Annotated in this window: 22 protein-coding genes and 1 riboswitch; of the genes, 15 read left to right on the forward strand and 7 right to left on the reverse strand. The window is 73.6% G+C overall.

What is annotated here, in order from left to right; all coding sequences use genetic code 11:
• Nucleotides 1–12: 12 nt before the first annotated feature.
• Both KC207_RS01625 and KC207_RS01630 read right to left on the reverse strand, forming a co-directional pair.
• Nucleotides 13–963 (reverse strand): class II glutamine amidotransferase, encoded by a 951-nt coding sequence (locus KC207_RS01625; protein ID WP_211601142.1) that lies wholly within the window; start codon nucleotides 961–963, stop codon nucleotides 13–15.
• A 116-nt stretch (nucleotides 964–1,079) separates the two neighbouring features.
• Complete coding sequence (locus KC207_RS01630; protein WP_249138482.1) at nucleotides 1,080–1,367, reverse strand: DUF2530 domain-containing protein; 288 nt, start codon at nucleotides 1,365–1,367, stop codon at nucleotides 1,080–1,082.
• An 83-nt stretch (nucleotides 1,368–1,450) separates the two neighbouring features.
• Here KC207_RS01630 and KC207_RS01635 point away from each other — a divergent pair, with 83 nt between their 5' ends.
• The 3 genes from KC207_RS01635 to KC207_RS01645 all read left to right on the forward strand — a co-directional run bounded on the left by KC207_RS01635 (nucleotide 1,451) and on the right by KC207_RS01645 (nucleotide 4,871).
• A complete protein-coding gene (locus KC207_RS01635; protein WP_211601143.1) occupies nucleotides 1,451–2,947 on the forward strand; it encodes an NCS2 family permease in 1,497 nt (498 codons plus the stop codon).
• Between the two features lie 170 nt (nucleotides 2,948–3,117).
• Nucleotides 3,118–3,567: a MarR family winged helix-turn-helix transcriptional regulator gene (locus KC207_RS01640; RefSeq protein ID WP_249138483.1), complete on the forward strand. Its 450-nt coding sequence runs from the start codon at nucleotides 3,118–3,120 to the stop codon at nucleotides 3,565–3,567.
• Nucleotides 3,564–4,871: an MFS transporter gene (locus KC207_RS01645; protein WP_211601144.1), complete on the forward strand. Its 1,308-nt coding sequence runs from the start codon at nucleotides 3,564–3,566 to the stop codon at nucleotides 4,869–4,871. Before KC207_RS01640 ends, KC207_RS01645 begins: the two co-directional genes overlap by 4 nt.
• A 325-nt stretch (nucleotides 4,872–5,196) precedes the next feature.
• Here KC207_RS01645 and serC read toward each other — a convergent pair whose 3' ends face one another.
• Nucleotides 5,197–6,324, reverse strand: a complete 1,128-nt coding sequence (gene serC / locus KC207_RS01650; protein WP_211601145.1) for a phosphoserine transaminase — start codon at nucleotides 6,322–6,324, stop codon at nucleotides 5,197–5,199.
• A 175-nt stretch (nucleotides 6,325–6,499) separates the two neighbouring features.
• A complete protein-coding gene (locus KC207_RS16800; protein ID WP_249138484.1) occupies nucleotides 6,500–7,348 on the reverse strand; it encodes an NYN domain-containing protein in 849 nt (282 codons plus the stop codon).
• Nucleotides 7,349–7,456: 108 nt separating this feature from the next.
• Between KC207_RS16800 and pdxH the strand changes: the two genes are divergently transcribed.
• Nucleotides 7,457–8,128, forward strand: a complete 672-nt coding sequence (gene pdxH / locus KC207_RS01660) for a pyridoxamine 5'-phosphate oxidase (RefSeq protein ID WP_211601146.1) — start codon at nucleotides 7,457–7,459, stop codon at nucleotides 8,126–8,128.
• A gap of 31 nt (nucleotides 8,129–8,159) precedes the next feature.
• Here pdxH and KC207_RS01665 read toward each other — a convergent pair whose 3' ends face one another.
• Together KC207_RS01665 and KC207_RS01670 are read right to left on the reverse strand one after the other, a co-directional pair.
• Nucleotides 8,160–8,921 carry an SDR family NAD(P)-dependent oxidoreductase gene (locus KC207_RS01665; protein WP_211601147.1) on the reverse strand — a complete coding sequence of 254 codons (762 nt, stop codon included), beginning with the start codon at nucleotides 8,919–8,921 and terminating at the stop codon, nucleotides 8,160–8,162.
• Nucleotides 8,918–9,655, reverse strand: coding sequence for a hotdog family protein (locus KC207_RS01670; protein WP_211601148.1), 738 nt, complete (start codon nucleotides 9,653–9,655; stop codon nucleotides 8,918–8,920). Before KC207_RS01670 ends, KC207_RS01665 begins: the two co-directional genes overlap by 4 nt.
• Before the next feature lie 90 nt (nucleotides 9,656–9,745).
• Here KC207_RS01670 and KC207_RS01675 point away from each other — a divergent pair, with 90 nt between their 5' ends.
• The 8 genes from KC207_RS01675 to KC207_RS01710 all read left to right on the forward strand — a co-directional run bounded on the left by KC207_RS01675 (nucleotide 9,746) and on the right by KC207_RS01710 (nucleotide 19,392).
• A complete protein-coding gene (locus tag KC207_RS01675) occupies nucleotides 9,746–10,954 on the forward strand; it encodes an MFS transporter (protein ID WP_211601149.1) in 1,209 nt (402 codons plus the stop codon).
• Between the two features lie 9 nt (nucleotides 10,955–10,963).
• Nucleotides 10,964–11,662, forward strand: a complete 699-nt coding sequence (locus KC207_RS01680) for an iron-dependent transcriptional repressor DtxR (RefSeq protein ID WP_211601150.1) — start codon at nucleotides 10,964–10,966, stop codon at nucleotides 11,660–11,662.
• A gap of 269 nt (nucleotides 11,663–11,931) precedes the next feature.
• Nucleotides 11,932–12,666 (forward strand): VldE C-terminal domain-containing protein, encoded by a 735-nt coding sequence (locus tag KC207_RS16805; RefSeq protein ID WP_249138485.1) that lies wholly within the window; start codon nucleotides 11,932–11,934, stop codon nucleotides 12,664–12,666.
• A gap of 221 nt (nucleotides 12,667–12,887) precedes the next feature.
• Nucleotides 12,888–13,037, forward strand: a riboswitch (cyclic di-AMP (ydaO/yuaA leader).
• Nucleotides 13,038–13,039: 2 nt separating this feature from the next.
• Nucleotides 13,040–13,843 carry a C40 family peptidase gene (locus tag KC207_RS17005; RefSeq protein ID WP_282958946.1) on the forward strand — a complete coding sequence of 268 codons (804 nt, stop codon included), beginning with the start codon at nucleotides 13,040–13,042 and terminating at the stop codon, nucleotides 13,841–13,843.
• A gap of 186 nt (nucleotides 13,844–14,029) precedes the next feature.
• On the forward strand, nucleotides 14,030–17,092 hold the full coding sequence (locus tag KC207_RS01695; RefSeq protein ID WP_211601151.1) for a bifunctional diguanylate cyclase/phosphodiesterase: 3,063 nt from the start codon (nucleotides 14,030–14,032) through the stop codon (nucleotides 17,090–17,092).
• Nucleotides 17,089–18,537, forward strand: a complete 1,449-nt coding sequence (locus tag KC207_RS01700) for a glycosyltransferase family 2 protein (RefSeq protein WP_211601152.1) — start codon at nucleotides 17,089–17,091, stop codon at nucleotides 18,535–18,537. Before KC207_RS01695 ends, KC207_RS01700 begins: the two co-directional genes overlap by 4 nt.
• Nucleotides 18,534–18,752 carry a hypothetical protein gene (locus KC207_RS01705; RefSeq protein WP_249138486.1) on the forward strand — a complete coding sequence of 73 codons (219 nt, stop codon included), beginning with the start codon at nucleotides 18,534–18,536 and terminating at the stop codon, nucleotides 18,750–18,752. Before KC207_RS01700 ends, KC207_RS01705 begins: the two co-directional genes overlap by 4 nt.
• 64 nt (nucleotides 18,753–18,816) lie before the next feature.
• Nucleotides 18,817–19,392 (forward strand): DapH/DapD/GlmU-related protein, encoded by a 576-nt coding sequence (locus KC207_RS01710; RefSeq protein WP_211601153.1) that lies wholly within the window; start codon nucleotides 18,817–18,819, stop codon nucleotides 19,390–19,392.
• A 3-nt stretch (nucleotides 19,393–19,395) separates the two neighbouring features.
• Here KC207_RS01710 and KC207_RS01715 read toward each other — a convergent pair whose 3' ends face one another.
• The gene (locus KC207_RS01715; RefSeq protein WP_249138495.1) at nucleotides 19,396–20,541 is read right to left on the reverse strand and encodes an ROK family protein; all 1,146 of its coding nucleotides are present in this window, start codon (nucleotides 20,539–20,541) and stop codon (nucleotides 19,396–19,398) included.
• 175 nt (nucleotides 20,542–20,716) lie between these two features.
• Here KC207_RS01715 and KC207_RS01720 point away from each other — a divergent pair, with 175 nt between their 5' ends.
• The 3 genes from KC207_RS01720 (at nucleotide 20,717) to KC207_RS01730 (ending at nucleotide 24,416) form a co-directional block, all read left to right on the forward strand.
• Nucleotides 20,717–22,231 carry a sugar ABC transporter ATP-binding protein gene (locus KC207_RS01720; protein ID WP_249138487.1) on the forward strand — a complete coding sequence of 505 codons (1,515 nt, stop codon included), beginning with the start codon at nucleotides 20,717–20,719 and terminating at the stop codon, nucleotides 22,229–22,231.
• The gene (locus KC207_RS01725; protein ID WP_437179112.1) at nucleotides 22,228–23,289 is read left to right on the forward strand and encodes an ABC transporter permease; all 1,062 of its coding nucleotides are present in this window, start codon (nucleotides 22,228–22,230) and stop codon (nucleotides 23,287–23,289) included. Before KC207_RS01720 ends, KC207_RS01725 begins: the two co-directional genes overlap by 4 nt.
• A gap of 74 nt (nucleotides 23,290–23,363) precedes the next feature.
• Nucleotides 23,364–24,416 carry a substrate-binding domain-containing protein gene (locus KC207_RS01730; protein ID WP_211601155.1) on the forward strand — a complete coding sequence of 351 codons (1,053 nt, stop codon included), beginning with the start codon at nucleotides 23,364–23,366 and terminating at the stop codon, nucleotides 24,414–24,416.
• Nucleotides 24,417–24,573 lie beyond the last annotated feature (157 nt).

The following is a 24,573-nucleotide window of genomic DNA, read 5'->3' on the forward strand; positions in this document are numbered from 1 at the left end:
CGCGGTCGACGCCTACACGGTGAGGGTCCGCACGGACTTCGTGACCCGCTCGCCGTCGTTCTCGAGGAAGACGATCTGGCCGAACTCGAGCGTCGACCACCCGTCGGTGTCGTCGGTGAGGGCCTCGGAGGCGAAGATCGCGCCGGTCGCCTCGGCCTCGTCGGACGTCTCGAAGCGGTACGTCGTCTCGTCCTTCTCGAAGTTGCGGCCCATGAGGAGGTACATCGGCTCGAGGAGCATCGAGAGCGAGAAGTCGTCGGACCCGGGCTCGGACTCGCGCAGTGCCTCCCAGTCGCCGGACGGGTTCGTCTCACCCCGCAGCCCGAGGCCGGTGTTCATCCCGATGACGCGGTCGCGGGTGACGAGCGCCATCTTGAGCTTCGTGAGCCCGGGCAGGTCGAGCGACTCCATCGCCGCGGCGACGACCCGGACGAGCTCCTCCACGGCGCGCTGGACGTCGTCGTCCCCGTCGCCCTCGAGGAGGGAGAGGAGGAGGACGTAGAGGAACTCGGTGTCCGTCGAGCCGCGCATCTGCGAGAGGTAGGTGTCGTCGCAGTGCTGCAGGAGCTCGCGCTGGAGCAGCTGCCAGCTCGGGAGGTAGCCGTTCTGGGCGACGATCCACGGGGTCCCGGTGAACGAGAACGGGTGGCAGTTCTCGTCGGCCAGCACGACGCCGGCGTCGTAGGCCGCGGCGCGGACGTGGGCGAGCATCGTGCTCGCCCGCAGGCCGGGGACGACGCCCTCGAGGTTGTCGTCGTAGAAGGCGGCCGTCGGGCGGCGGTAGACGAACGGCTGCTCCCCGGTGAGGAGGTGCTCGCTCCAGGCCCCGAACCCCCATCCGGCGAGCTGGAGCTCCGGGTGGCGCTCCGGGTCGAGGGACTGGTTGACGAGGCTGTTCGTCGGGGTGAGGAGCAGGTTCTTCAGAGGGGTCTCCGGTCCGACGAAGGCGAGCACTCGGCACATGGGGTTCCTCACTGGTCGGGGTCGCTCGGCGGTGAGCGTCGCCAGCCTAGGGCCGGTGGTCGTCCCCGGCGCTCATCGGTCGCACGGGTCAGGGCGCGCGGATCGAACCGCTGGAGTCAGGCGCCGACGGCGTTGCCCCGGCCGCGGCGGACGTACCACCACGCGAACGCCCCGAGCGCGATGCCGGTGACGCACGCCCACGGCCACCAGGACCGTTCGCCCGTCCGCAGGTCGGGGACGAGGAGGGTCACGACGAGGGCCAGCGCCCACAGCCCGGTGCCGAGCGCGACGATCTTGAGCGTCGACACGGTGAGCGGGGCGGTCGGCGCGGCGTCCCCCAGCGGCGGCCGGCCGGGCATCGTCCGGTCCTCGTCGCTCCGGTCCGGAGTGGGGTCGTCGGGCACCTCCACAGCCTAGCCAGCGCGGGCCGTCCCACCGTGACGCCCCCGACACGCGGCCGACACGCGGCGCCGCTAGCGTGCCGCCCATGTCCGAGACGACGACCACTCCCGGCGGGCCCACCGGCACGCGCACCGGCACCCTCGAGCGGATGTTCCGGATCGAGCAGCGCGGTTCCACGATCGCCCGCGAGCTGCGCGGTGGCGTCGCGACGTTCTTCACGATGGCGTACATCGTCGTCCTCAACCCGCTGATCCTCGGGTTCGTCCAGGACGCCGACGGGCAGTACCTCGGCGGGGGCGAGGCCCCCAACCTGCCGGCCATCGCCGCGGGGACGGCCCTGGTGGCGGGCGTCCTGTCGATCCTCATGGGGGTCGTCGCGAACTACCCCCTCGCCCTCGCCACCGGGCTGGGCCTCAACGCCTTCGTCGCCTACGCCGTCGCGAGCCAGATGACGTGGGCCGACGCGATGGGCCTCGTCGTCCTCGAGGGCCTGGTCATCCTCGTGCTCGTCCTCACCGGCTTCCGGGAGGCGGTCTTCCGCGCCGTCCCGCCCCAGCTGAAGGTCGCGATCTCCGTCGGCATCGGCCTGTTCATCGCGCTCATCGGTCTCGTCGACGCCGGGTTCGTCCGGCGCACCGGCGCCGGCCCGGTCCCCGTCGAGCTGGGTGTCGGGGGCCAGCTCGCGGGCTGGCCGTCGCTCGTGTTCGCCCTCGGCCTCGCGCTCGTCGTGGCGCTGTGGGTGCGGCGGGTCAAGGGTGCGATCGTCATCTCGATCCTCGTCATGACGGCCGTCGCCTTCCTCGTCGAGGCGGTGTTCCGGGTCGGCCCGACGGTGACGGGTGTCGACGCGAACGGGCAGGACGTCGTCAACCCGACGGGCTGGAACCTCAACGTGCCGGCGTGGCCGTCCGAGATCGCCGGCCCGACGTTCGGCACCCTCGGGGAGTTCAGCCTGCTGGGCTCCTTCGAGCGGGTCGGGATCGTCGCGGCGTTCCTCCTCGTCTTCACCCTCATGCTCGCCGACTTCTTCGACACGATGGGCACGATGACGGCCATCGGCGCCGAGGCCGGGCTCCTCGACGAGGAGGGCAACCCGCCGAACACCCGACGCATCCTCGTCGTCGACTCGCTCGCCGCGGCGGCGGGAGGCGCCGCCGGCGTCTCGTCGAACACCTCGTACATCGAGTCCGCGTCCGGCGTCGGCGAGGGGGCGCGCACGGGCCTGGCGTCCGTCGTCACCGGGCTGCTGTTCCTCGTCGCGGTCGTCTTCGCCCCGCTCGTCGAGGTCATCCCGAACGAGGCCGCGGTCCCGGCGCTCGTCCTCGTCGGCTTCCTCATGATGCAGCAGGTGACGCGGATCGAGTGGGACGACGTCGAGGTCGCGATCCCGGCGTTCCTCACGATCATCCTCATGCCCTTCACGTACTCCATCACCGTCGGGATCGGGGCCGGGTTCGTCGCCTACGTGCTCATCAAGGTCGTCCGTGGACGGCTGGCCCAGGTGCACCCGATGATGTGGCTCACGGCGGCGCTCTTCCTCGTCTACTTCTTCATCGAGCCGATCAGCTCCCTCACCCGCTGACGGTTCGCCGGCGACGGCCGAGGGCCCCCGGGCCGACCCCGGCCGTCGCGCCGGGCCCGCCGTGGCGCCCGGCCGCAGGCCGCCTGCGGGTCGGGGGAGCGGTCGTGGAATACTTAGCCCAGGTAATGAGTTGTGCTAAGTACCGATGACCACGACCTCCGGAGACACCCGTGCCCGTCCCGCCCGCGACCGCGCCGCTGACCCGTGCCCAGAAGGACCGCCTCACGGGCGACCTGCGCACGGCGTGCATGCGGATCTCCCGGCGGGTGCGCTTCGAGAGCACGACGGACGTCGCCCCGCACCAGTTCGCGGTCCTCGCGAAGCTCGAGGAGGCGCCGCGGACCCCGAAGGAGCTGGCGGCGGTCGAGCAGGTCTCGGCCCCGAGCATGACGCGGACGGTCGCGGGGCTCGTGGAGGCCGGCTACGTCTCGCGGGCCGACGACCCCTCCGACGGGCGCCAGGTCATCCTCAGCCTCACGGCCGAGGGCAAGGCCGCGATCAAGGAGACCCGGCGACGCCGGGACCAGTGGCTCGCCACCCGGCTGGAGCACCTCTCCGACGACGAGCGCGCGCTGCTCGTCCGGGCGACCGAGCTGCTGGAGCGGGTGGCCGCCGAATGAGCCCGACCTTCTCCTCGCTCGAGGTCCGCAACTACCGCCTGTGGTTCGCCGGTGGTCTCGTGTCGAACGTCGGCACGTGGATCGGCCGCGTCGGCCAGGACTGGCTCGTCCTCACCGTCCTCACGGCGGGCTCGGCGACGGCCCTCGGCATCGTCACCGGCCTGCAGTTCCTGCCCTTCCTCCTGCTCGCCCCCTGGGCCGGCCTCGTCGCTGACCGCTTCGACCGGCGCCGCATCCTCCTCGTCACCCAGTCGATGCTCGCCCTCACGAGCCTCGCGCTCGGCGTCCTCGCCGTCACCGGCACCGCCCAGCTGTGGCACGTCTACGTCACGGCGCTCGTCCAGGGCGTGACGACGGCGATCGACAACCCGGCGCGGCAGGCCTTCGTCTCCGAGATGGTGCCGGCGGACCGACTGTCCAACGCCGTCGCGCTCAACTCCGCCTCGTTCAACACCGGGCGGCTCGTCGGCCCCGGCGTCGCCGGCCTCGTCATCGCGTGGTGGGGCACGGGTGAGGCGCTGCTGCTCAACACGCTGACCTTCGTCTTCGTCCTCGTTGCGCTCTCGATGCTCACCGTCGCCGACCTCCGCTCACCGGAGCGCGCCCGCGGACGAGGCGGCATCCGCGAGGGCTTCGAGTACGTGCTGCACCGCAAGGACATCCAGCTCGTCATGGTCCTCGTCTTCGTGCTCGGCACGTTCGGGATGAACTTCCAGATCACGATGGCGCTCATGGCGACGAAGGTCTTCGGCCAGGGGGCGGGGGAGTTCGGGCTGCTCGGCTCGATCATGGCCGTCGGGTCGCTCACCGCGGCGCTGATGTCGGCGCGCCGGAAAGAAGCCCGCCTGCGGGTGCTGCTGCTCTCGCTCGTGGGCTTCACCCTGTCCGCGGCGCTCGCTGCCCTCGCGCCGACGTACTGGACGTTCGCCCTGGCCCTCGTGCCGGTGGGGCTCACCGCCCTCACGGCGCTCACGACGGCGAACGCGATGGTGCAGACCCGCGTCGCCCCCGAGATGCGCGGCCGGGTCATGGCGCTGTACATGGCGATCTTCATGGGCGGGACCCCCGTCGGGGCGCCGATGATCGGCTGGATCTCCGAGCAGTTCGGCCCCCGCTGGACGATCGGGGTCGGAGCGGTCGCCGTCGGCCTCGTCCTGGTCGCCGTCTCGGTCTGGCTCGCGCACGCCGAGAACGTGCGCGTCAGCTACGAGTCGCAGCGCCGGCCGCGGGTGTCGGTGACGACCGAGCCGGTCGTGCGCGATCGCGAGGACGCCCACCTGCCGGTGCCGGAGCCGGCCCGATGACCCCGCGCTTCCGCCGGCGGATGACGCTCGGGGTGCTCGCCCTGCTCGTCGCGCTCGTCGTCGTCTACTCCGTCGTCCAGGGCTGACGCGTCCGGACGCCTCGCCGTGGACGGGGCCACCCCGCGCGCTGCACCCTCCGGAGTGCCTCCTACGGCGCGGGGGGGGGGGGGGGGGCCCACCCCCCCCCCCCCCCCCCCCCCCCCGCCAGGGGCCCGGGGGGGGGGGGGGCCCGGGCGGGGCCCCCCCCCCCCGCGCCGTAGCACGCGATGAACGGGGCCCGGGAGGGCGGCGGCCCGGGCGCGGGGTCGCCGGGGTCGCGGGGGCGTCAGCCCAGCCGGTCGACGACGTACTCGATGCAGCCGATGAGGGCGCTCACGTCGTCCGGCTCGACGGCCGGGAAGCACGCGACCCGCAGCTGGTTGCGGCCGAGCTTGCGGTAGGGCTCGACGTCGACGACCCCGTTGGCGCGCAGCGTCTTCGCGATCGCGGAGGCCTCGACGGCGTCGTCGACGTCGATCGTCGCCACGACCTGGCTACGGGCCGCCGGGTCGGCGACGAAGGGGGAGGCGTACGCGGTGCGCTCGGCCCAGTCGTAGAGCCGGCCCGAGGAGTCCGCGGTCCGCGACGTCGCCCAGTCCAGGCCGCCGTTCCCGTTGAGCCACTCGACCTGGTTCGCGAGCATCGCGAGGGTCGCGACGGCCGGGGTGTTGTACGTCTGGTTCTTGCGCGAGTTGTCGATGGCCGTCGGCAGGCTCGAGAAGTCCGGGACCCAGCGGCCCGACGCGGCGATCTCGTCGACCCGGGCCAGGGCCGCCGGGGACATGAGCGCGATCCACAGACCCCCGTCGGAGGCGAAGGACTTCTGCGGCGCGAAGTAGTAGACGTCGGACTCGGCGACGTCGACCGGCAGTCCCCCGGCTCCGGACGTCGCGTCGACGAGCACGAGCGCGTCCTCGTCGGCGCCCGCGACCCGCTGGACGGGCACCATGACCCCGGTCGAGGTCTCGTTGTGGGCCCAGGCGTACGCGTCGATCCCGGCCTCGGCGACGGCCTGCGGGCGGGTGCCCGGCTCGGACGCGACGATGCTCGGCTCGCCGAGGAACGGCGCGTTCTTCGTCACGGTCGCGAACTTGCTCGAGAACTCGCCGAAGGACAGGTGCTGAGCCCGGTCCCGGACGAGCCCGAAGGCCGCGATGTCCCAGAAGGCGGTCGTCCCGCCATTGCCGAGGACGACCTCGTAGCCGTCGGGGAGGGAGAAGAAGGTGGACAGCCCCTCACGGACCGCGCCGACGAGGTTCTTCACCGGTGCCTGCCGGTGGGAGGTCCCGAGCACGGTGCGGGCGATGGTCGTCAGCGCCTCGACCTGCTCGGGACGGACCTTGGACGGTCCGGAGCCGAACCGTCCGTCGACGGGGAGGAGGTCGGCGGGGATGGTGATGGGGGCGTCGCTCACGTCGGGTCTCCGTGGTCGGGCGGCCCGTCCGAGCGACGGGCCCGCGGGCGGGGTCCGGCGTGGTGCCGGTCCTGAGGGGCCGGGCCGGCTCCGTCGACGGCCGCGACCTCGGTCATCATCACAGGCGACGCCCGGATGGCGGACACGGGGTCCACCTGGTGGGCACGCGGCCGGCCTAGCGGGCGCGGGGGTCGCGGACGGCCATGTCGGCCGTCCCCGCACCCCGGACCTCGAAGAGCTCGGAGGTCTCGATGAGCTTGCTCAGCTTGGCGTAGCCGTAGTTGCGCGAGTCGAAGGACGACTGGTTGTTGATGCGCTGGCCGACCGTGCCGATCCGGGCCCACCCGGAGTCGTCGGACGCACTCGCGACCGCGCGGCGCAGGAGGGCGACGAGCCGCCCGTCGCCGCGCAGCTGGGCCCGGGTGGCCCGCTCGGGCGGGGCGGCCTTCTTCGTCGCCGTCGTGTCGGCCGTCTTCTTCGCGGTCTTCTTCGCCTTCTTCGCGGTGGGACGAGCGGCGTCACCGTCGCCCGGGGAGGCGTCGCCGACCTCGCCGCCCCCGTCACCCGGGTCGTCCTCGCCGTCGTCCGGCAGCTCGAGCTGGTCGAGGACGAGGAAGCGGGTGCACGCGCTCTGGAACGGCGCCGGCGTCTTGGCGTCGCCGAACCCGTAGACGGCGACCCCGTGCTCCTTGAGGTGCATGACGAGCGGGGTGAAGTCGGCGTCGGAGGACACGATGGCGAACGCGTCCGGCCGCTGGCTGTGGAGGATCTCGACGGCGTCGACGGCGAGGGCCATGTCGCTCGCGTTCTTGCCGCGGGTCAGGTCGAACTGCTGGACCGGGCGGATGCCGTGCTCGTGGAGGATGTCGACCCACCCCTTGAGCCCCGGCTTGGTGAAGTTGCCGTACGCCCGGCGGATGCTCGTCTCGCCGAAGGCCGACAGCTCGCCGAGGATGACCTCGATCCGGCGCGCCCGTGCGTTGTCGGCGTCGATGAGCAGCGCGATCCGCGCGGAGGCCTCCATGCCCCGAGGCTAGACCCGTGGCCCGACACCGCCCCGCACCCTCGACCGGTCCGCCCCGTCACCGTGCGGGCCGGAGGCGTCGTCGGAGCCCGACCGTAGGGTGGGCGCATGGACCCGCGACGCGTCGACTACACCGGTGAGGGCATCAGCGAGGACGAGCTGCTCGCCACCCCGTACGCCCAGGTCCGGGCCTGGGTCGACGAGGCCGTGACCCGCGCCGACGCCCAGCCCGACGTGCCCGAGCCGTACGCCCTGTCGGTGGCGACCGTCGACGCCGAGGGCCGCCCGAACGTCCGCACCGTGCTCCTGCGCTTCCTCGACGAGCGCGGCCCCGGGTTCGTCACGGCGACGACGTCGGCCAAGGGCCGCGAGATCGCCGCGAACGCCCACGTCGCGGCCGCCCTCACCTGGCCGGCGATGTACCGGTCGGTCCGCTTCCGCGGCCGGGCCGTCGCCCTCGACGAGGCCGAGGTCCGCGAGTACTGGGACTCCCGCCCGTGGGGGTCGCGGGTCTCCGCGTGGGCCTCGCAGCAGTCGGCGCCGACCGGGTCCCGCGAGGACCTCGAACGGGCCTACGAGGCGCGGGCGGCGGAGTTCCCCGAGGACGCCGGCGCCGTCCCCCTCCCGGAGTTCTGGGGTGGGTACCGCGTCGTCTGCGACGAGGTCGAGCTCTGGGGCGGCCGGCGCAACCGGCTGCACGACCGCATCGTCTACACCCGGGTCGGCGACGGCGACCTGGGCGACGCGGCGGCCTGGGAGGTCTCGCGCCGCCAGCCCTGACGCGACCGGCTCCGACGCCCGCGGGCGCGGCTCAGTCCGTGACCCGGTGCACCCGGTGCTGCGCCGCCTGGGCGCGGGGCTTGATGACGAGCAGGTCCACGTTGACGTGGGCCGGGCGGGTCGCCATCCACACGATCGCCTCGGCCACGTCCTCGGCACGGAGCGGCCCCGGGACCCCGGCGTACACCGCGTCCGCCCGCTCCCGGTCGCCGTCGAACCGGGTGAGCGAGAACTCCTCCGTGTGCACCATGCCCGGTGCCACGAGGGTGACCCGGACCGGTCGGCCGACGAGCTCGAGGCGCAGGGTCTCGCTGAGGACGTGGGCCGCGTGCTTGGCCGCCGTGTACCCCGCCCCGCCCTCGTAGGTGGCGAGCCCGGCCGTGGACCCGACGGTGACGACGACCCCGTCGCCCGTGGCCTCGAGCGCGGGCAGCAGCGCCTTCGTCACCTGCAGGGTGCCGACGACGTTCGACTCGTACATCGCCCGCCAGTGCGCGACGTCCGCGTCGGCGACCGGCTCGAGCCCGAGCGCGCCGCCGGCGTTGTTGACCAGGACCGCGACACGTCCGCCCGCCGCCGAGGCGAGGGCGGCGACGTCGTCGGCGTCGGAGACGTCGCAGCGGACGGCGACCCCGTCGATCTCCGCGGCGAGGGCCTCGACCCGCTCGGCCCGGCGGGCGGCGCAGACGACCCGGAAGCCGTGGCCGGCGAGCATCCGGGCGGTCGCCGCGCCGATGCCGCTGCTCGCCCCGGTGACGACGGCGGTGGGCCGTCCGGTCGCGGGGTCGCTCATGACGACGCGGGGCGGACGGAGGAGGGGTCGACGGCGATCCACACCGTCTCGGCCCGGCCGAGCATCTCCCCGGACGTCGCGTGGACGGTGCTCGCGGCGCGGGTGCGTCGACCCTGCTCGCCGCGCTTCCAGGAGGTGACGACGAGCCGTTCGCCGGGGGAGGGGACCCGCCACACGCGGGCGGTCATCGTCCCGAGGACCATGGCCCGGCCGGCGACCCCCGCCGCCCAGCCGCTCGGGCAGTCCAGCGCCGCCCACGTCACGGCCCGTCCGACGTCGTGCGGCACCGTCCAGGGCGTCGCGTAGCGCCCGGTGCCGTCCATGAGCGGTCCGGGGCGCAGGCGCAGCCCGTCGCCGGGGTCGCGGTCGGTGCCACACGCGAAGCAGGACGGGAACGGGTGGTCCTCGTCGCCCTCGTAGCGGGCCTGGGCCCGCTCGGCCTCGTCCGGGGTCGCGGGCACGGGCACCGGCTCGTCGAGCTCTGCGACGGGGGTGCCCGTGGCGACGAGGACCTCGCCGTCGTAGAGCCGCAGCGTCGGGGTGCCCGTGAGCGCGCCGGGGTGGTCGCCGACGACGGCCATCGGACGGTCGAGCGGTGGGGGAGAGGACAGTCGTACGCTGACGGCCGGGGCGTCGTGGGCGGCACGGACGTGCGACGCGAGCGCGCCACTGGTCCACCCGCCGTTGCCGGAGCTCGGCGGGCCGCAGTACCGGCGGGGGACGGTGAGCTCCACGACGACCAACCTACCGAGCCCGGCCGGTCCGTCCCCTGTGGGACGCGTCACCCCGGCCGGCCCGAGGCCCGCGAGCGGAGAGGGGAGACGATGACGGAGTTCTCGCTGCGCCGGATCGCCGTCCCCGCGTTCGGTCCCACCGTCCTGTGGTCGCTCGGCGCCGGCGCGACCCTCCCCGTGGTCGCGCTGAGCGCCAGGGACCTCGGTGCGTCGGTGTCGCTCGCGGCGCTCTACGTCGGCCTGGCGGCGCTCGCGGAGCTCGTGAGCGCCGTGCCCGCCGGGGTCCTGGTCGACCGGCTCGGCGAGCGCCGGGCCCTCGTGCTCGCCGGGCTCCTCGACGCCCTCGCCGCCACGCTCGCGCTCCTCGCGCCGTCGCTGTGGGTCCTCGCCCTCGCGCTGCTCCTCATGGGACCGAGCGGCGCCGTCTTCCTCCTCGCCCGGCAGTCCTACCTCACGGCGGCTGCGCCGGTGGAGATGCGGGCGCGGGCCATGTCCACGCTCGGTGGGGTGGGCCGGATCGGGCTGTTCGTCGGACCGTTCGTCGGGGCGCCGCTCGTCGCCGGCTGGGGGCCGCAGGCCGCCTACGTCGTCGCCGTCGCGGGGGGCCTCGGGGCCGTCGCCGTCGCGTGGCGCTACCCGGACCTGCACCCGGGGTCCGGCGCGAGCACCCCCGACGTCCCACGGGTGGCGGTCCGCGACGTGGTCCGCCGGCACCGGAGCGTCCTCGCGACGGTCGGGCTCGGGGTCCTCGCGATCGGGCTGGCGCGCTCGGCCCGGGTCGCCGTCGTTCCCCTGTGGGCGGAGAGCGTGGGGCTCACCGCCGCGCAGACCTCGCTCGTGTTCGGCGTCGCGGGCCTCGTCGAGGTGCTCCTGTTCTGGCCGGCCGGGACGGTCATGGACCGGCGTGGGCGGGTGTGGGTCGCCGTGCCGGTGACCCTGCTGCTCGGCCTCGGCCTCCTCGCGCTGCCCACGACGACGACGCTCACCGGGGTCGGCGCGCTCGCCGTCGTCATGGCGGTCGGCAACGGCCTCGGGTCCGGGATCGTCATGACGCTCGGGGCGGACGCCGCGCCGCAGGTGGGACGCGCCCAGTTCCTCGGGGTCTGGCGGCTGCTCGCGCTCGTCGGTCACAACGGGGCGGCGCTCGTCGTCGCGGCCCTCTCGGCGCTCGCGTCGATCGGGGTGGCGAGCGTCGCGGTCGGCGGGCTGACCCTGCTCGGAGGGGCGTGGCTGCTGCGGTGGCTCCCGCGGTACGACCCCCGTCGACGCGAGCCCGTCGACGTCGCCCCCGGACAGTAGGCTGTGCGGGTGACCGACCTCATCGACACCACGGAGATGTACCTCCGCACGATCTTCGAGCTCGAGGAGGAGGGGATCACCCCGCTGCGGGCCCGGATCGCCGAGCGGCTCGGGCACTCCGGTCCGACGGTGTCCCAGACCGTCGCGCGGATGGAGCGTGACGGCCTCCTCAGCGTCGCGGGGGACCGCCACCTCGAGCTGAGCGACGAGGGGCGCCTGCTCGCCACCCGGGTGATGCGCAAGCACCGGATCGCCGAGCGGCTGCTCGTCGACGTCATCGGTCTCGAGTGGGAGCACGTCCACGAGGAGGCGTGCCGCTGGGAGCACGTGATGTCCGACCGCGTCGAGCGCAAGATCCTGCGGATCCTCCCGGACCACCTCGAGTCGCCCTACGGCAACCCCATCCCCGGGCTCGACGAGCTCGGGGAGGTCGGCGAGCCGGTGGACTTCCGGTCCGGCCTCAGCCCGCTCGACGAGATCGCGACCGACGACGGGGTCGACGTCGTCGTCCGCCGGATCGGCGAGCCGGTGCAGGTCGACCACGAGGCGCTCGGCCTGCTCACCTCGGCCGGTCTCATGCCGGGACGCCCCGCCCGGGTGCGCCGGGACGGCACGCGCGTCGTCGTGAGCGCCGCCGGTGCCGAGGAGTCGACCGGGGTCTCGTTGCCCGCGGAGATCGCCTCGCACGTCTTCGTCGCCGTCGCCTGACCCGCCCGTCGACCTGTCCATGACCTACGCCTGACGGTCCCCTGACCCGGACCTGACCTGCGCGTGACCCTCGCCGGAGGTGCGCCGCGGTGGTCGGCCGCCGGGGCGCCGCGTCGTGGCAGCCTGAGAACGCTCCACAGGTCCCGCGTTACCGAAACGTGACTCTCCGTTGACCCGTGGTCTATGGTCGGCGCGGAAGTTCCCGCCCCGGAAGAGACACACCTGTGACATCCCATCGCCCTCCCGGCCGCCGCCGTGCGCCCGGACGCGTGCGCCGGCTGCCCGACGGGTTGCCCCGGCTCGGAGCGTCCTGGGCCGTCAAGACGGTCGCCGGACTCGGAGTCCTCGGCGGCGCCGTCGTCGCCCTGACCATGCCCGCCGACGCGGAGGCCGGCGACGAGCCGTCCCAGGCCGCCGCCGCGCTCTCGGCCGTCGCCCTCGCCGACCGCTCGGGCGACGAGCGGGCCTCCCGCTCGCAGACCCGGGACGAGCCGGCCCCCGCCGTGTCCGCACCGGCGGCCGCGCCCCGGGCGCCCGAGGAGGTCGGCGTCGCCGGCGTCAAGGGTGTCGAGAAGCCGGAGCCCGAGCCGGAGCCGGAGCCCGAGCCGGCCCCGGAGGCCGCGGCCCCGGCCGCTCCCGAGGCCGCCGGCGGCTCCTGGTCCGGCGCGCTGACCGGGCGGTGCACCGGCATCGGTCTCATCCCCAACGCCGCGAGCCTGTGCTCCGCCGTCGACGCGGCCTACGGTCCGCCGAGCATCGGTGGCGTGCGCGCCACGAACGACGAGCACGGCACCGGCCAGGCCGTCGACTTCATGATCGGCAGCTCCGGCCAGGGTGACGCGATCGCCGCCTACGTCCAGCAGCACGTCGGCGAGTTCAACGTCAAGTACCTCATCTGGGCCCAGCGCTACTGGGCCCCCGGCGAGGGATGGAGCTCCATGGAGGACCGGGGCTCACCCACCGCGAACCACTACGACCACGTCCACGTCACGACGAACTTCTGAGCCGTCACTACCACGGGCCTCGTCCATCCGGACGGGGCCCGTGGTGCGTGTCCGCACGGTTGCGGGACCATCCTGAGAGAAGGCCGCGACGATCCTCAGGAGGGCGTCGTGATCTTTTTGTGATCGGACGTGACCGCGGGGTAGGTTTGCTCGCGTCCGGCCTTCAGGGTGGTCGGACCCCGCCGGAGGAACGCCGAGTCCTGCCTCTTCCGATCGGGACCAGCACACGACCGCCGGGCAGGGGCGGGGGACCCACCATCGGGGCCTTTCGAGGCTCCTCGGGGTGAAGCCGGACGACGGGACACCGTCTCCGGCCGGGCACGACCTCAGCCCGAACCCGACAGCTCACCCCGTAGGCGCCGAGAGGTTCATCGTGTCCCAGCGTTCTCACGTCGGGCGGCACCGCCACGCCGTCCGCTACAGCCCGGTCGCCGAGCTCTCCTCGATCGCCCGCGCCGCCGCCGGTCCCGGAGCCCGTGCCGGCTCCGTCCTCGTCGCCTCCGGTGGCCTCGTCGCCACCTTCGCCCTCCCCGCGTCGGCCGCGCAGATGAGCGAGCAGGCGTCCTACGTCGCCTCCGCCGACACCGCGTCGGCCTTCGCCGCCGCCACCCCGCGGGCCGTCACGGCCGCGCCGGCCGTCGTCGCCCCGGAGGCCGCCGCCCCCGTCGCCGCGGAGACCGTCGGTGTCGTCGGCGTCAAGGGCGTCGCCAAGCCGGAGCCGGAGCCGGAGCCCGAGCCGGAGCCCGAGCCCGAGCCGGTCGCTCCCGCCCCGGCCTCGACCTCGAGCCCCGCGCCCGCCGCCGCCCCGGCCCCCGAGCCGGAGCCGGTCGCCGACGTGGCCCAGTCCGCGAGCGGCGTCGTCAACATCGCCCGCGGCCTGCTCGGCATCCCGTACTCCTACGGCGGCACGACCCCGTCCGGGTTCGACTGCTCCGGCTTCACCTCCTACGTCTTCGCGCAGGCGGGCATCTCGCTGCCGCGGACCGCGGAGCAGCAGCGACAGGCGGCCACCCCGGTCAGCGATCCCCAGCCCGGCGACCTCGTCTTCTTCGGCGCCCCGGCCTGGCACGTCGGCATCTACACCGGGAACGGCATGATGATCGACTCGCCGCGCGAGGGGAAGTCCACCTCGGAGCGCCCCGTCTTCTCCGGCGTCAGCGGGTACGGCCGCTTCTGAGTCCCTCCCCGCCACCCGCGTCCGCATCGGCCCCGTCCCCCGCTCCCGGGGGCCGGGGCCGATCGGTGTCCGGGGGGTCGTCCGTCCGGACAGGACTGACCGCTCGAGTCGCAGGCGTCACACCGGTCGGTCGATACTTCAGGGGTCCGGCAGGGTCCCACCACCGATCAGAGGTTCGCCGTCCTCATGGCCGTCCGCAGCGTGCTGTTCGCCGTCGCGTTCGCGATCTCCATCGTCGTCGGACGTGCCACCGTGCTGCCCGAGACCGGGCTGGCCCTCTTCTGGCCCTCCGGCGGCGTCGCCGCCCTCTGGGGCCTGTACGCCGTGAGCCGCCGCGAGGTCGTCGCCGCGGGCGTCCTCGTCACCGTCATCGCGACCGGCGGCAACTCCCTGACCGGCTTCCCGCTCACGGCCGGGATCCTCCTCGGGCTGTCCAACGGCCTGCTCGCCGTCGCGGTCCGGGGGCTGCTGTCCTGGGAGCGGCACCGGGCGGGCGAGCTCGGCGGCGAGCGGACCTCGCTCGCCACGCTGCCCGACGTCTACCGCTTCCTCCTCGCGGTCGTCGTCGCGGTCGCCGGCAGCGCGGTCTTCGGGATGGCCGGCCTCGGGGTCGTCGGGACCCCGCTCAGCGTCGAGACCGTCCTCGGGTGGGTCGTGCGCAACGGGACGGCGGTCGTCGTCATCGCGGGCTCCGGGATGGTGCTGCGCGACACCCGTCACCTCGCGACCCGCAGCGCCGTCTGGGAGGCGCTGCCGATCGCCGTCACGACGGTCACGGTGCTCTACGTCGTCTTCGGCCCCGGCCGCACCCTCCCGCTCAGCTTCCTGCCGTTCGCGCTCGTCTTCTGGGCCGCGATCCGGCTGCCCATCCCGCTCGCGACGGCCCAGGGCCTGCTCGTCGCCCTCGGCACCCTCGGCCTCGTCCTCGGCTTCTCCGGAGGGCCGTTCTCGACGATCGCGGACGACGCGCTCTTCGCGATGACGCTCCAGGCGTTCATGCTGCTGGCCGTGGGTCTGGCGCTCGTCGTCGCCATCGTCCAGCGTGAGCGCGAGCAGCTCGTCGACGAGCTCGCCGACACCGCCCACCTCGCCCAGCACCAGGCGGAGGACCTCAAGGTGATCACGGAGACGATGCCGGACGCGCTGTTCGTCGTCGACGCCGACGGCCGGATCCTCCTGCACAACGACGCGGCGCTGTCGTGGGTCCGCGAGGCCCCGGACGGCGAGGGTCTGCACCACCCGACGACGCTCGCCAAGCGCACCCTGGAGGGGCGGCCGATCCCGGTCGAGGAGCGGCCGTCGGCCCGCGCCTTCCGGGGCGAGACCGTCCGCGGGGCGGTCGTCGTCGTCGACGACATCGACACCGGCGAGCCCCGCACCGTGGCCGTCGACGCGGTCCCCATGCACGACGGCGGGGCCGACACCCCGCAGCGCGTCCTGCTCGTCTTCCGCGACGTCACCGAGGAGTTCGTCCGCCTCCACGCCCTCGAGGCCGAGCGCACCCGGACCGAGCGGCTCATCTCCGACGCCCCCCACGGGGTCGCCGTCCTCGACATGCAGGGCACCGTCCTGCAGGTCAACGACTCCCTCGCCGCGCTCGCCGGGCGCCCCGTGGACGCGGTCGTCGGGTCCTCCTTCGCGGACCTGTCCCCGCGGGACCGGGCCAAGATGGGCGTCTACCTCGAGCGCGCCGTCGCCCAGCCCGGTGAGCTGCTCGTCGGCGACTGGACGATCGAGACCCCCGACGGCGAGGTCTCGTACGTCTCGCTCACGAGCCGGGTCCTCACCGCCTCCGACGAGCAGGACGAGGTCATCCTCGTCAACGTCGTCGACTTCTCCGAGCAGCGGCGGTACGAGGAGCAGCTGACGACGCTCGCCGAGCGCGACTCGCTCACCGGCCTGTCGAACCGCCGGCACTTCGACGAGGTCCTCGACGCGCACCTGCGCCGCTGCGAGACGGTCGGACCGACGGGGGCGCTGCTCCTCGTCGACCTGGACCACTTCAAGGAGGTCAACGACACGATGGGGCACGCGGCGGGCGACGAGCTCATCGTCGCCATCGCCCGGCTGCTCCAGGCCACGCTGCGCTCCACCGACCTCGTGGCCCGCCTCGGGGGCGACGAGTTCGCCGTCCTCCTGCCGGACGCCGACCAGGCAGGGGCCGAGGCCGTCGCCGACGCGCTCGTGCAGCGCATCGAGGCCCACACCGCCGACCTCGAGGGCACCCGGCGCCGGGTGACCGCCAGCGTCGGGGTCGGGACCTTCGCGGCGGCCGCGCAGCAGGAGGTCGACCCGCTCGCGCTCGCCGACATGCTCCTCTACGACGCCAAGGACGCCGGTCGCAACCGGTACGCCGCGCTCGACGCGTCCGGCACCGAGCGCAGCCGCACCGGGGCCCGCCTGGAGTGGATCGGCCGGATCGAGGGCGCCCTGGAGCGCGGGGACTTCGAGCTGTACCTGCAGCCGATCCTCGACGTCGCGGCGGACCGGGTCGTCGGTGCCGAGGCCCTGCTGCGGCTCGTCGACGAGGACGTGCCGGTGTCCCCGGGGCGCTTCGTCCACCTCGCCGAGCGCAGCGGCCTGGCCCCCGAGCTCGACCGGTGGGTGCTGCGCAACGGCGTGGAGATGCTCTCCCGGCTGCACGCGCTCGACCCCGGTCTCGTCCTCGAGATCAACCTCTCGGCCCACTCGATCGGCGACGCCGACGTGGAGCGGGACTTCGTCGAGGCCCTCGAGCGGCACCGGGTCCCGGCGCACCGCGTCGTCGTCGAGGTGACCGAGACCGCGGCCGTCGCCGACCTCGTCGCCGCCCAGGCCTTCAGCCATCGGCTCGCGGCGATGGGGACCCGGGTCGCGATCGACGACTTCGGGGCCGGCTTCGGCTCCTTCTACTACCTCAAGCACCTGCCGTTCGACATCGTGAAGATCGACGGCGAGTTCGTCGCCGGCTCGCACGCCTCGGTCATCGACCGCGCCATCCTCCGCTCGATCGTCGGCGTCGCCGGCAACCTCGGCAAGGAGACCGTCGCGGAGTTCGTCGCCGAGCCGGCGGTCCTCGAGGTCGTCCGCGAGCTCGGCATCGACTGCGCCCAGGGCTACCTCATCGGTGAGCCCGTCCCGTTCGACGTGTTCGTCGAGCGGCACCTCCCCGGCGGCAGCGGCCGCTGGACCACCCACGGGCCGGCCACCGCCGGCTCGGCGACGCCGGGGGCGGGCACCCCCACCCCGGTCGAAGGAGCACGAGTATGAAGTCCCGCAGGCTCGAGCGCGCCGTCGGCGTGGTCGTCCTCGTCATGGCGGCCGCGGCCGGAGCGATGCTCTGGTCGGGTCTGGCCCTCAGCGACCCGCAGACCCGCCGGCCCCCGGAGGAGGGGGTCGTGTTCGGGCTGTGGAACATCCTCTACGACACCCAGGCCCCCTCGACCCGGCTGCTCCTCGTCGCCGTCGCGATCGCGCTGCTGCTCGCGGCCGGGGTCGCGGGCGTCGAGCGCGCCATCGCGACCCGCTACCGCCGCTCCGAGGACCCCGGCATCACGCCCCTGGCCCCCAAGCTCGTCATGGCCCGCACCGCCGGAGTGCACCACGGGCCCGTGACCGTGACGGTCCTCATCCCCGCGCACGACGAGGAGGACCGGATCGGGGCCACCCTCGCCTCGCTCGCCGAGCAGGACGACCGTCCGGACCGGGTCGTCGTCGTCGCCGACAACTGCTCCGACGCGACGGTCGAGATCGCGCGCCGCCACGGCGCCGAGGTGCTCGAGAGCGTCGACAACACCCACAAGAAGGCCGGCGCGCTCAACCAGGCCCTGGCCCGGCTGCTCCCGGACCTCGGGGAGAACGACTGCGTCATGGTCATGGACGCCGACACGGTCCTCGACCAGGGGTACCTGGGGGCGGTGCGCCGCCGGATGGCCGAGGACCGCGCCCTCATGGCGGTCGGCGGCCTCTTCTACGGCGAGGAGGGGCAGGGCCTGCTCGGCCAGCTCCAGCGCAACGAGTACACCCGCTACAGCCGGGACATCGCACGCCGTCGCGGCCGCCTCTACGTGCTCACCGGGACGGCGTCGGTCTTCCGCGCCCCGGCCCTGCGCGAGGTCTCGCGCCAGCGCGGCCGGGCGATCCCCGGCCGGATCGGCGACGTCTACGACACCGCCGCCCTCACCGAGGACAACGAGCTCACGCTCGCGCTGAAGTCGCTCGGTGCGCTCATGATCTCCCCCCGGGAGTGCGCCGTCGTCACCGAGGTCATGCCGACGTGGGGTGCCCTGTGGGCCCAGCGCCTGCGGTGGCAGCGCGGGGCGCTGGAGAACCTCGGGGCGTACGGGGTGACCCCGCAGACCCTGCGGTACTGGGCCCAGCAGCTCGGCATCGGCTACGGCGTCATCGCCCTGTCGTCCTACTTCGCGCTCATCCTCGTCATGGTCGCGGCGCTCGACGCTCCGGTCGTGTTCCCGTTCTGGGTCGGCGTCGGGCTCGTCTTCGTCGTCGAGCGCGTCGTCAGCGTGTGGCGCGGCGGCTGGCGGGCACGGTTCCTCGCGCTGCTGCTGCTCCCCGAGCTCGTGTACGCCACGGTGCTCAACGTCGTCTACGTCCGCGGTGTCGTCGACATCCTCACCGGGCGCCGCGCCCAGTGGGCCCACGTCACGCAGGGCGCGGACGGGCGCGTCCTCGTCAGCGAAGGAGAGAAGAAGTGACCACCGCCGCCGTCCCCACCGGTCTGCTGCTGCCCGAGTCCGTCCTGGCCTCCGGCTGGTTCGCCGTCCTCGCCGTCTTCGTCGCCATCAACACGGTGATGTACCTCGCGCTGGCCGTCGCCAAGGTGATGCCCAAGGTGTACCCGCGGGACTGGGTCCCGCGCTCCTACGCGCGCGCCGCGACCCGCAGCATCGACCCCGACGCCCCGGCCTGACCGGCACAACGACCGACGCCCCGCCGTTCCCGACGGCGGGGCGTCCGTCGTAGGGTCGTGCGTCGTGGACCTCGACGAGTTCCTCGCCCGCGTGGCCCGCGGCGAGACGATCGTGGGTGGCTCGGACGCCCACCGCCTCATGCACGACGCCGCCCAGGACGCGATGCGCGTGCTCGCGGAGCTCAACACGGGCTACCGCTCGCCCGCGGAGGTCCGTGACCTCCTGTCGCGGCTCACCGGCCGGGAGGTGCACGAGTCCGTGACCCTCTTCCCGCCGTTCCACAGCGAGTTCGGCAAGAACCTCGTCCTCGGCCGTGACGTCTTCGTCAACATGGGCTGTCGTTTCCAGGACACCGGGGGCATCAGGATCGGGGACGGGTCCCTCGTCGGGCACGGCACGACCCTGACCACGCTCGACCACGCGATGGACCCGGACCGCCGCGCCGACATGGTGCCCGCTCCCGTCGTCATCGGGCGCAGGGTCTGGCTCGGGGCGGGCGTCACCGTGGTGCCGGGCGTCACGATCGGGGACGGCGCCGTCGTCGGGGCCGGGGCGGTCGTCACCCGCGACGTGGCGGCGGACACCGTCGTCGCCGGGGTCCCCGCCCGGGTCGTCCGCGGGACCGGCTACCGGGCCTGAGGCTCAGACGGCGGTGGCGCTGCCGACGGCGAGGCGGCCCTCGACCTGGTCGGCGGACAGCACGTACTGGGTCACCATCGTCGCGGCGCCGATGACGCCGGCGTGGCCGCCGGTGCGGGAGGCGACGATCTGCAGGCCGCCCGTGGCGAGGGGGAGGGACCGGCCGTAGACGATCTCGCGGATCCCGGCGAGCAGGTGCTCGGCGGCGGTCGACATCACCCCGCCCACGACGATGACCGACGGGTTGAGCAGCGAGACGCACGTCGCGAGCACGCGTCCGATCTCGCGCCCGGCCTCGCGGACGGTGGCGGCAACCTCGAGGTCGCCCTGCTTGGCGAGGTCGACGAGGGCGAGCAGGTCGGGGGCGGCGATGCCGGACGCGGCGAGGGTCCGCAGGACGGCCGGGCCGCTGGCGACGGCCTCGAGGCAGCCCCGGTTACCGCACGAGCACGGGGCGTCACCGCCGTTCGGGGCGGCGACGTGACCGAGGTCGCCCGCCGCGCCCTGGGCGCCGCGGTGCAGCCGCCCGCCGCTCACGATGCCGGCGCCGATGCCGGTCGCGACCTTGATGTAGAGCAGGTGCTCCACGGCCGGGTAGATCGTCGCGTGCTCGCCGAGCGCCATGAGGTTGACGTCGTTGTCGACGAGCACCGGCCCGCCGAGCTGGCCCTGGAGGTGGCCGGGCACGTCGTAGGTGTCCCAGCCGGGCATGATCGGCGGCAGGATCGGGCGCCCGGTCGAGTGCTCGACGGGACCCGGCAGACCGATGCCGACGCCTGCGAGCTCGCTGCGGTCACGGCCCTCGGCGTCCATGAGCGCGCGCGCCGCCGCCGCCACGGCGTCGAGGACGGGGCCGGGACCGTCGGCGACGTCGATGGCCAGCTTGCGTTCGGAAAGGACCCCGCCGCTGAGGTCGGTGAGGGCGACGAGGGCGTGCGTGGCGCCGACGTCGGCGCCCACGACGACCCCGGCCCCGGGGTTGAACGCGAGGCGGGCGGGCGGGCGGCCCCCGGTGGAGGCGGCCTCGCCGAAGGGTGCGAGGAGGCCCGCGGACAGCAGTGCGTCGACGCGGGCGCCGACCGTGGAGCGGGCGAGCCCGGTGAGCTGGACGAGCTCCGCACGCGTGCGCGGGACGCCGTCGAGCATCATCTGCAGGAGCTCTCCGGCGCCGGACTGTGCGGCGCCCGGGCCCCCCACACCGGTCGTACTGATCACGGGGTCAGTCAAGCACAGTGCGCTTGACACGGGGCCTCGGCAGGAACAAGTCGTGTCGCCGGAACCTTTTGCTTGACGGGCCGACAAAAGCCATCTACTGTCTGGCGGCATGCCAGGCAAAGACGCCGAACCGCTCCTCGGGATGACCGCGATCGTCAAGCGCTTCCCCGGGGTCGTCGCCCTCGGGGGCGTCGATCTCGACGTGCGCCCCGGGGAGGTGCACTGCCTCCTCGGCCAGAACGGCGCCGGAAAGTCGACCCTCATCAAGGTCCTCGCCGGAGTCCACCAGCAGAACGAGGGGACGATCACCTGGGAAGGACGCGAGGTCACCCTCGGCGACCCCCAGGCGGCCATCGACCTCGGCATCGCGGCGATGTACCAGGAGCTCGACCTCGTCGAGGGCCTCACCGTCGCCGAGAACATCTTCCTCGGGAACGAGAAGGCGCGGTACGGCTTCTCCCAGCGGGCCGCCGCCGCCGCCGAGACCGAGAAGCTGCTCGCCCGGCTCGGCCACCAGGAGATCTCGCCGCACCGCGAGGTCGGCAGCCTGTCCGCCGCCGGCCAGCAGATCGTGAGCATGGCCCGCGCGCTCTCCCGCGACGCCCGGCTCATCATCATGGACGAGCCCTCGGCCGTCCTCGACAGCGGCGAGGTCGAGCAGCTCTTCCGGGTCGTGCGCGACCTCACCGACCAGGGCGTCGCCATCGTCTACATCTCGCACCGGCTCGAGGAGATCCGCGAGATCGGCGACCGGGTCACCGTCCTCAAGGACGGCAGGACGGTCGCGACCGGCCTCGCCGTCGAGGACACCCCGACCTCCGAGATCATCCGCCTCATGACCGGCCGGGAGATCGAGTACGTCTTCCCGGACCGGACCGGCGAGGCCCTCGGCGACGTCGTGCTGCGGGTCGAGGACCTGCGCCGGGACGACGAGTTCCGGGGGGTCTCCTTCGAGGTCCGTGCCGGTGAGGTCGTCGGCCTCGCGGGCCTCGTCGGCGCCGGCCGCTCCGAGATCCTCGAGACGATCTACGGCGCGCGCCGCAGCGACGGCGGCACCGTGAGCGTCGACGGCAAGACCCTGCGGCGCGGCTCGGTGAACGCCGCCGTCGACGCGGGCGTCGGCCTCTGCCCCGAGGAGCGCAAGAGCCAGGGGCTGGTCCTCGAGGACACCGTGACGCGCAACATCACGATGGCCAGCCTCGGCCGCTTCGCCCGCAGCGGGGTGCTGGACCAGGGTGCCGAGCGGCGCGCCGCCCTCGAGCAGACCGAGGCCCTGGACGTCCGGCCGACCGGCGTCGACCGGGCCATCAACACCCTGTCCGGCGGGAACCAGCAGAAGGTCGTCCTCGCCCGGTGGCTGCTCCGGCAGTGCCGGGTGCTGCTCCTGGACGAGCCGACCCGCGGCGTCGACATCGGCGCCCGGTCCGAGATCTACGCCCTCGTCCGGCAGCTCGCCGACGACGGGGTGGCCGTCGTCGTCGTCTCGAGCGAGATCGAGGAGGTCCTCGGTCTCTCCGACCGGGTGCTCGTCATCGGCGAGGGCGCCGTCCTCGGCCAGGGCACGGCGGACGAGTTCGACGAGCACCGAGTGCTCGACATCATCATGAGAGGAGACGCGGCGTGAGCGTCGACGCGACCAACAAGGCCCAGGCGGGTCACGACACGGGCGAGGCGACGAGCCCCGCCGAGCCGAAGGGGGGCGGGCCCGGCGGCGCGATCGCCGGGCTGGTCCACGGCCCGGCGGGGCGCAACCTCGGCCTCGTCATCGCCCTCGTCCTGCTCTGCGTCGTGGGGACGTTCACCGCCGGTGACCGCTTCGCCGACGTCAACAACGTCCTGACGATCCTGCGCCTGGCCGCCGTCATCGGCGTCGTGAGCATCGGGATGACCTTCGTCATCGCGAGCGGCGGCATCGACCTCTCGGTCGGCGCCATCGTCGCCCTCGCGAGCGTGTGGGCCACGACGTTGGCGACCCAGGCGATCGCCGAGGACACCCACTGGATCGTCCTGGTGACGACCGCGCTCATCGTCGGGACCGCCTGTGGTCTCGTCAACGGCGTCCTCATCGCCTACGGACGGATGGCACCGTTCATCGTCACCCTGGCGATGCTCGCCGCTGCCCGGGGCCTCGCCGAGATCATCGCCCAGCGCCGGACCCAGATCGTCCAGGACCGGGACTTCATCGACTTCTTCGGGGGCAGCGTCCTCGGGGTGCCGGTCCTCGTCATCATCTTCGTCCTCGTCGCGATCGCCGGCTGGGTCGTCCTCAACCGCACGACCTTCGGCCGCCGCACCCTCGCGGTCGGCGGCAACGCCGAGGCGGCGCGGCTCGCGGGCATCAAGGTGCAGCGCCAGACGATGTACGTCTACGTCCTGCTCGGCCTGCTCTGCGGTCTCGCCGCGGTCATGCTCATGGCCCGCACGACGGTGGGCACCTCGACGCACGGCCTGCTCTACGAGCTCGACGCCATCGCGGCCGTCGTCATCGGCGGCACCCTCCTCAAGGGCGGCCGCGGCACGATCGTCGGCACCGTGTTCGGCGTCCTCATCTTCACGACGCTCACCAACGTCTTCACGCTCAACAACCTCGACACCTCGACCCAGGCCGTCGCCAAGGGCGTGATCATCATCGCCGCCGTGCTGCTCCAGCAGCGGACCAGCACCCGGCGACGATCCCCATGACCGGCCGGACGACCCCGTCCGGACCGTCCCATCCCCGACCCTCGCAGCACGACACCACCCAGCAAGGAGACGTCATGTCACGTACCACCATCCCCTCTCGCGCGCTGAGGCTCGTGGCCGCCGTCGGTGCGGCCGGGCTCCTCGTCGCGGGGTGCACGAGCAACTCGCCCGAGGCGTCCGAGGACGAGGGCGGCGGCCAGAGCGGCGCCGTGAGCAACAACGACGAGCCGGGCGAGACGGTGACGATCGGGTTCTCCGGTCCGGCCGCCGACCACGGCTGGCTCGCCGCGATCAACAGCTCCGCCCTCGAGGAGGCCGAGAGCTACGAGGACATCGAGCTGCGCGCGGCGGAGGGCACGAACGACCCGAGCCTGCAGATCAGCCAGATCGAGACCTTCATCAACGAGGGCGTCGACGCCATCGTGCTGCTCCCGACCGACGGCGCCGCGCTCACCGAGGTCGCGACCCGCGCGATGGAGGCCGGCATCCCGGTCGTCAACGTCGACCGCGAGTTCTCGACGCCGTTCGCCGCCCGCACCACGGTGCTCGGCGACAACTACGGCATGGGCGTCTCGGCCGGCACCTACGCGTGCCAGCTCGTCGAGGAGAACGACCTCACCGACCCGGTCATCGCCGAGATCGCCGGCATCGACTCCCTCCCGCTGACGCAGGACCGCAGCCAGGGCTTCGCCGACGCCCTCGAGGGCTGCAACCAGGAGGTCGACAACCGCGTCGCCGCCGAGTTCACCGTGGAGTCCGGCGAGGCCGAGGCCTCGAACCTGCTCCAGGCCGCGCCGCAGATCGACATCCTGTGGAACCACGACGACGACCAGGGTGTCGGCGTCAAGGCCGCGCTCGACAACGCCAACCGTGACGAGATGTTCTTCATCGGTGGCGCCGGCTCGGCGAACGCGATGCGGTGGATCCAGGACGGCGAGATGGAGGCCACGGTCCTCTACCCGCCGACCCAGGCCGCCGACGGCATCCGCGTCGCCCGTCTCCTCGCGCAGCAGAAGGGCATGTCGGACCTCGTCCAGCCCGCCGTCCCCCGTCGCATCGTCCTCGACGCGCCGGTCGTGACCGCGGACAACGTGGAGGAGTACCTCCCGCTGGGCTTCGAGTCCTGATCCCCCTCGGGGTCCGCCGGTGGTCGCACCGACCGCCGGCGGACCCCGCCGTCCACCTCTGGCGACCCGCCGGAAAGGCTCCACGATGACGACAGACACGACGACCGCAGCCGCCCCCGCCGCGGCAGGCGACCGGTCCCCGGGCCGGATCGGGATC

Source organism: Phycicoccus avicenniae (assembly GCF_018139485.1).
In the GTDB taxonomy this organism is placed as follows: Bacteria; Actinomycetota; Actinomycetes; order Actinomycetales; family Dermatophilaceae; genus Phycicoccus; species Phycicoccus avicenniae.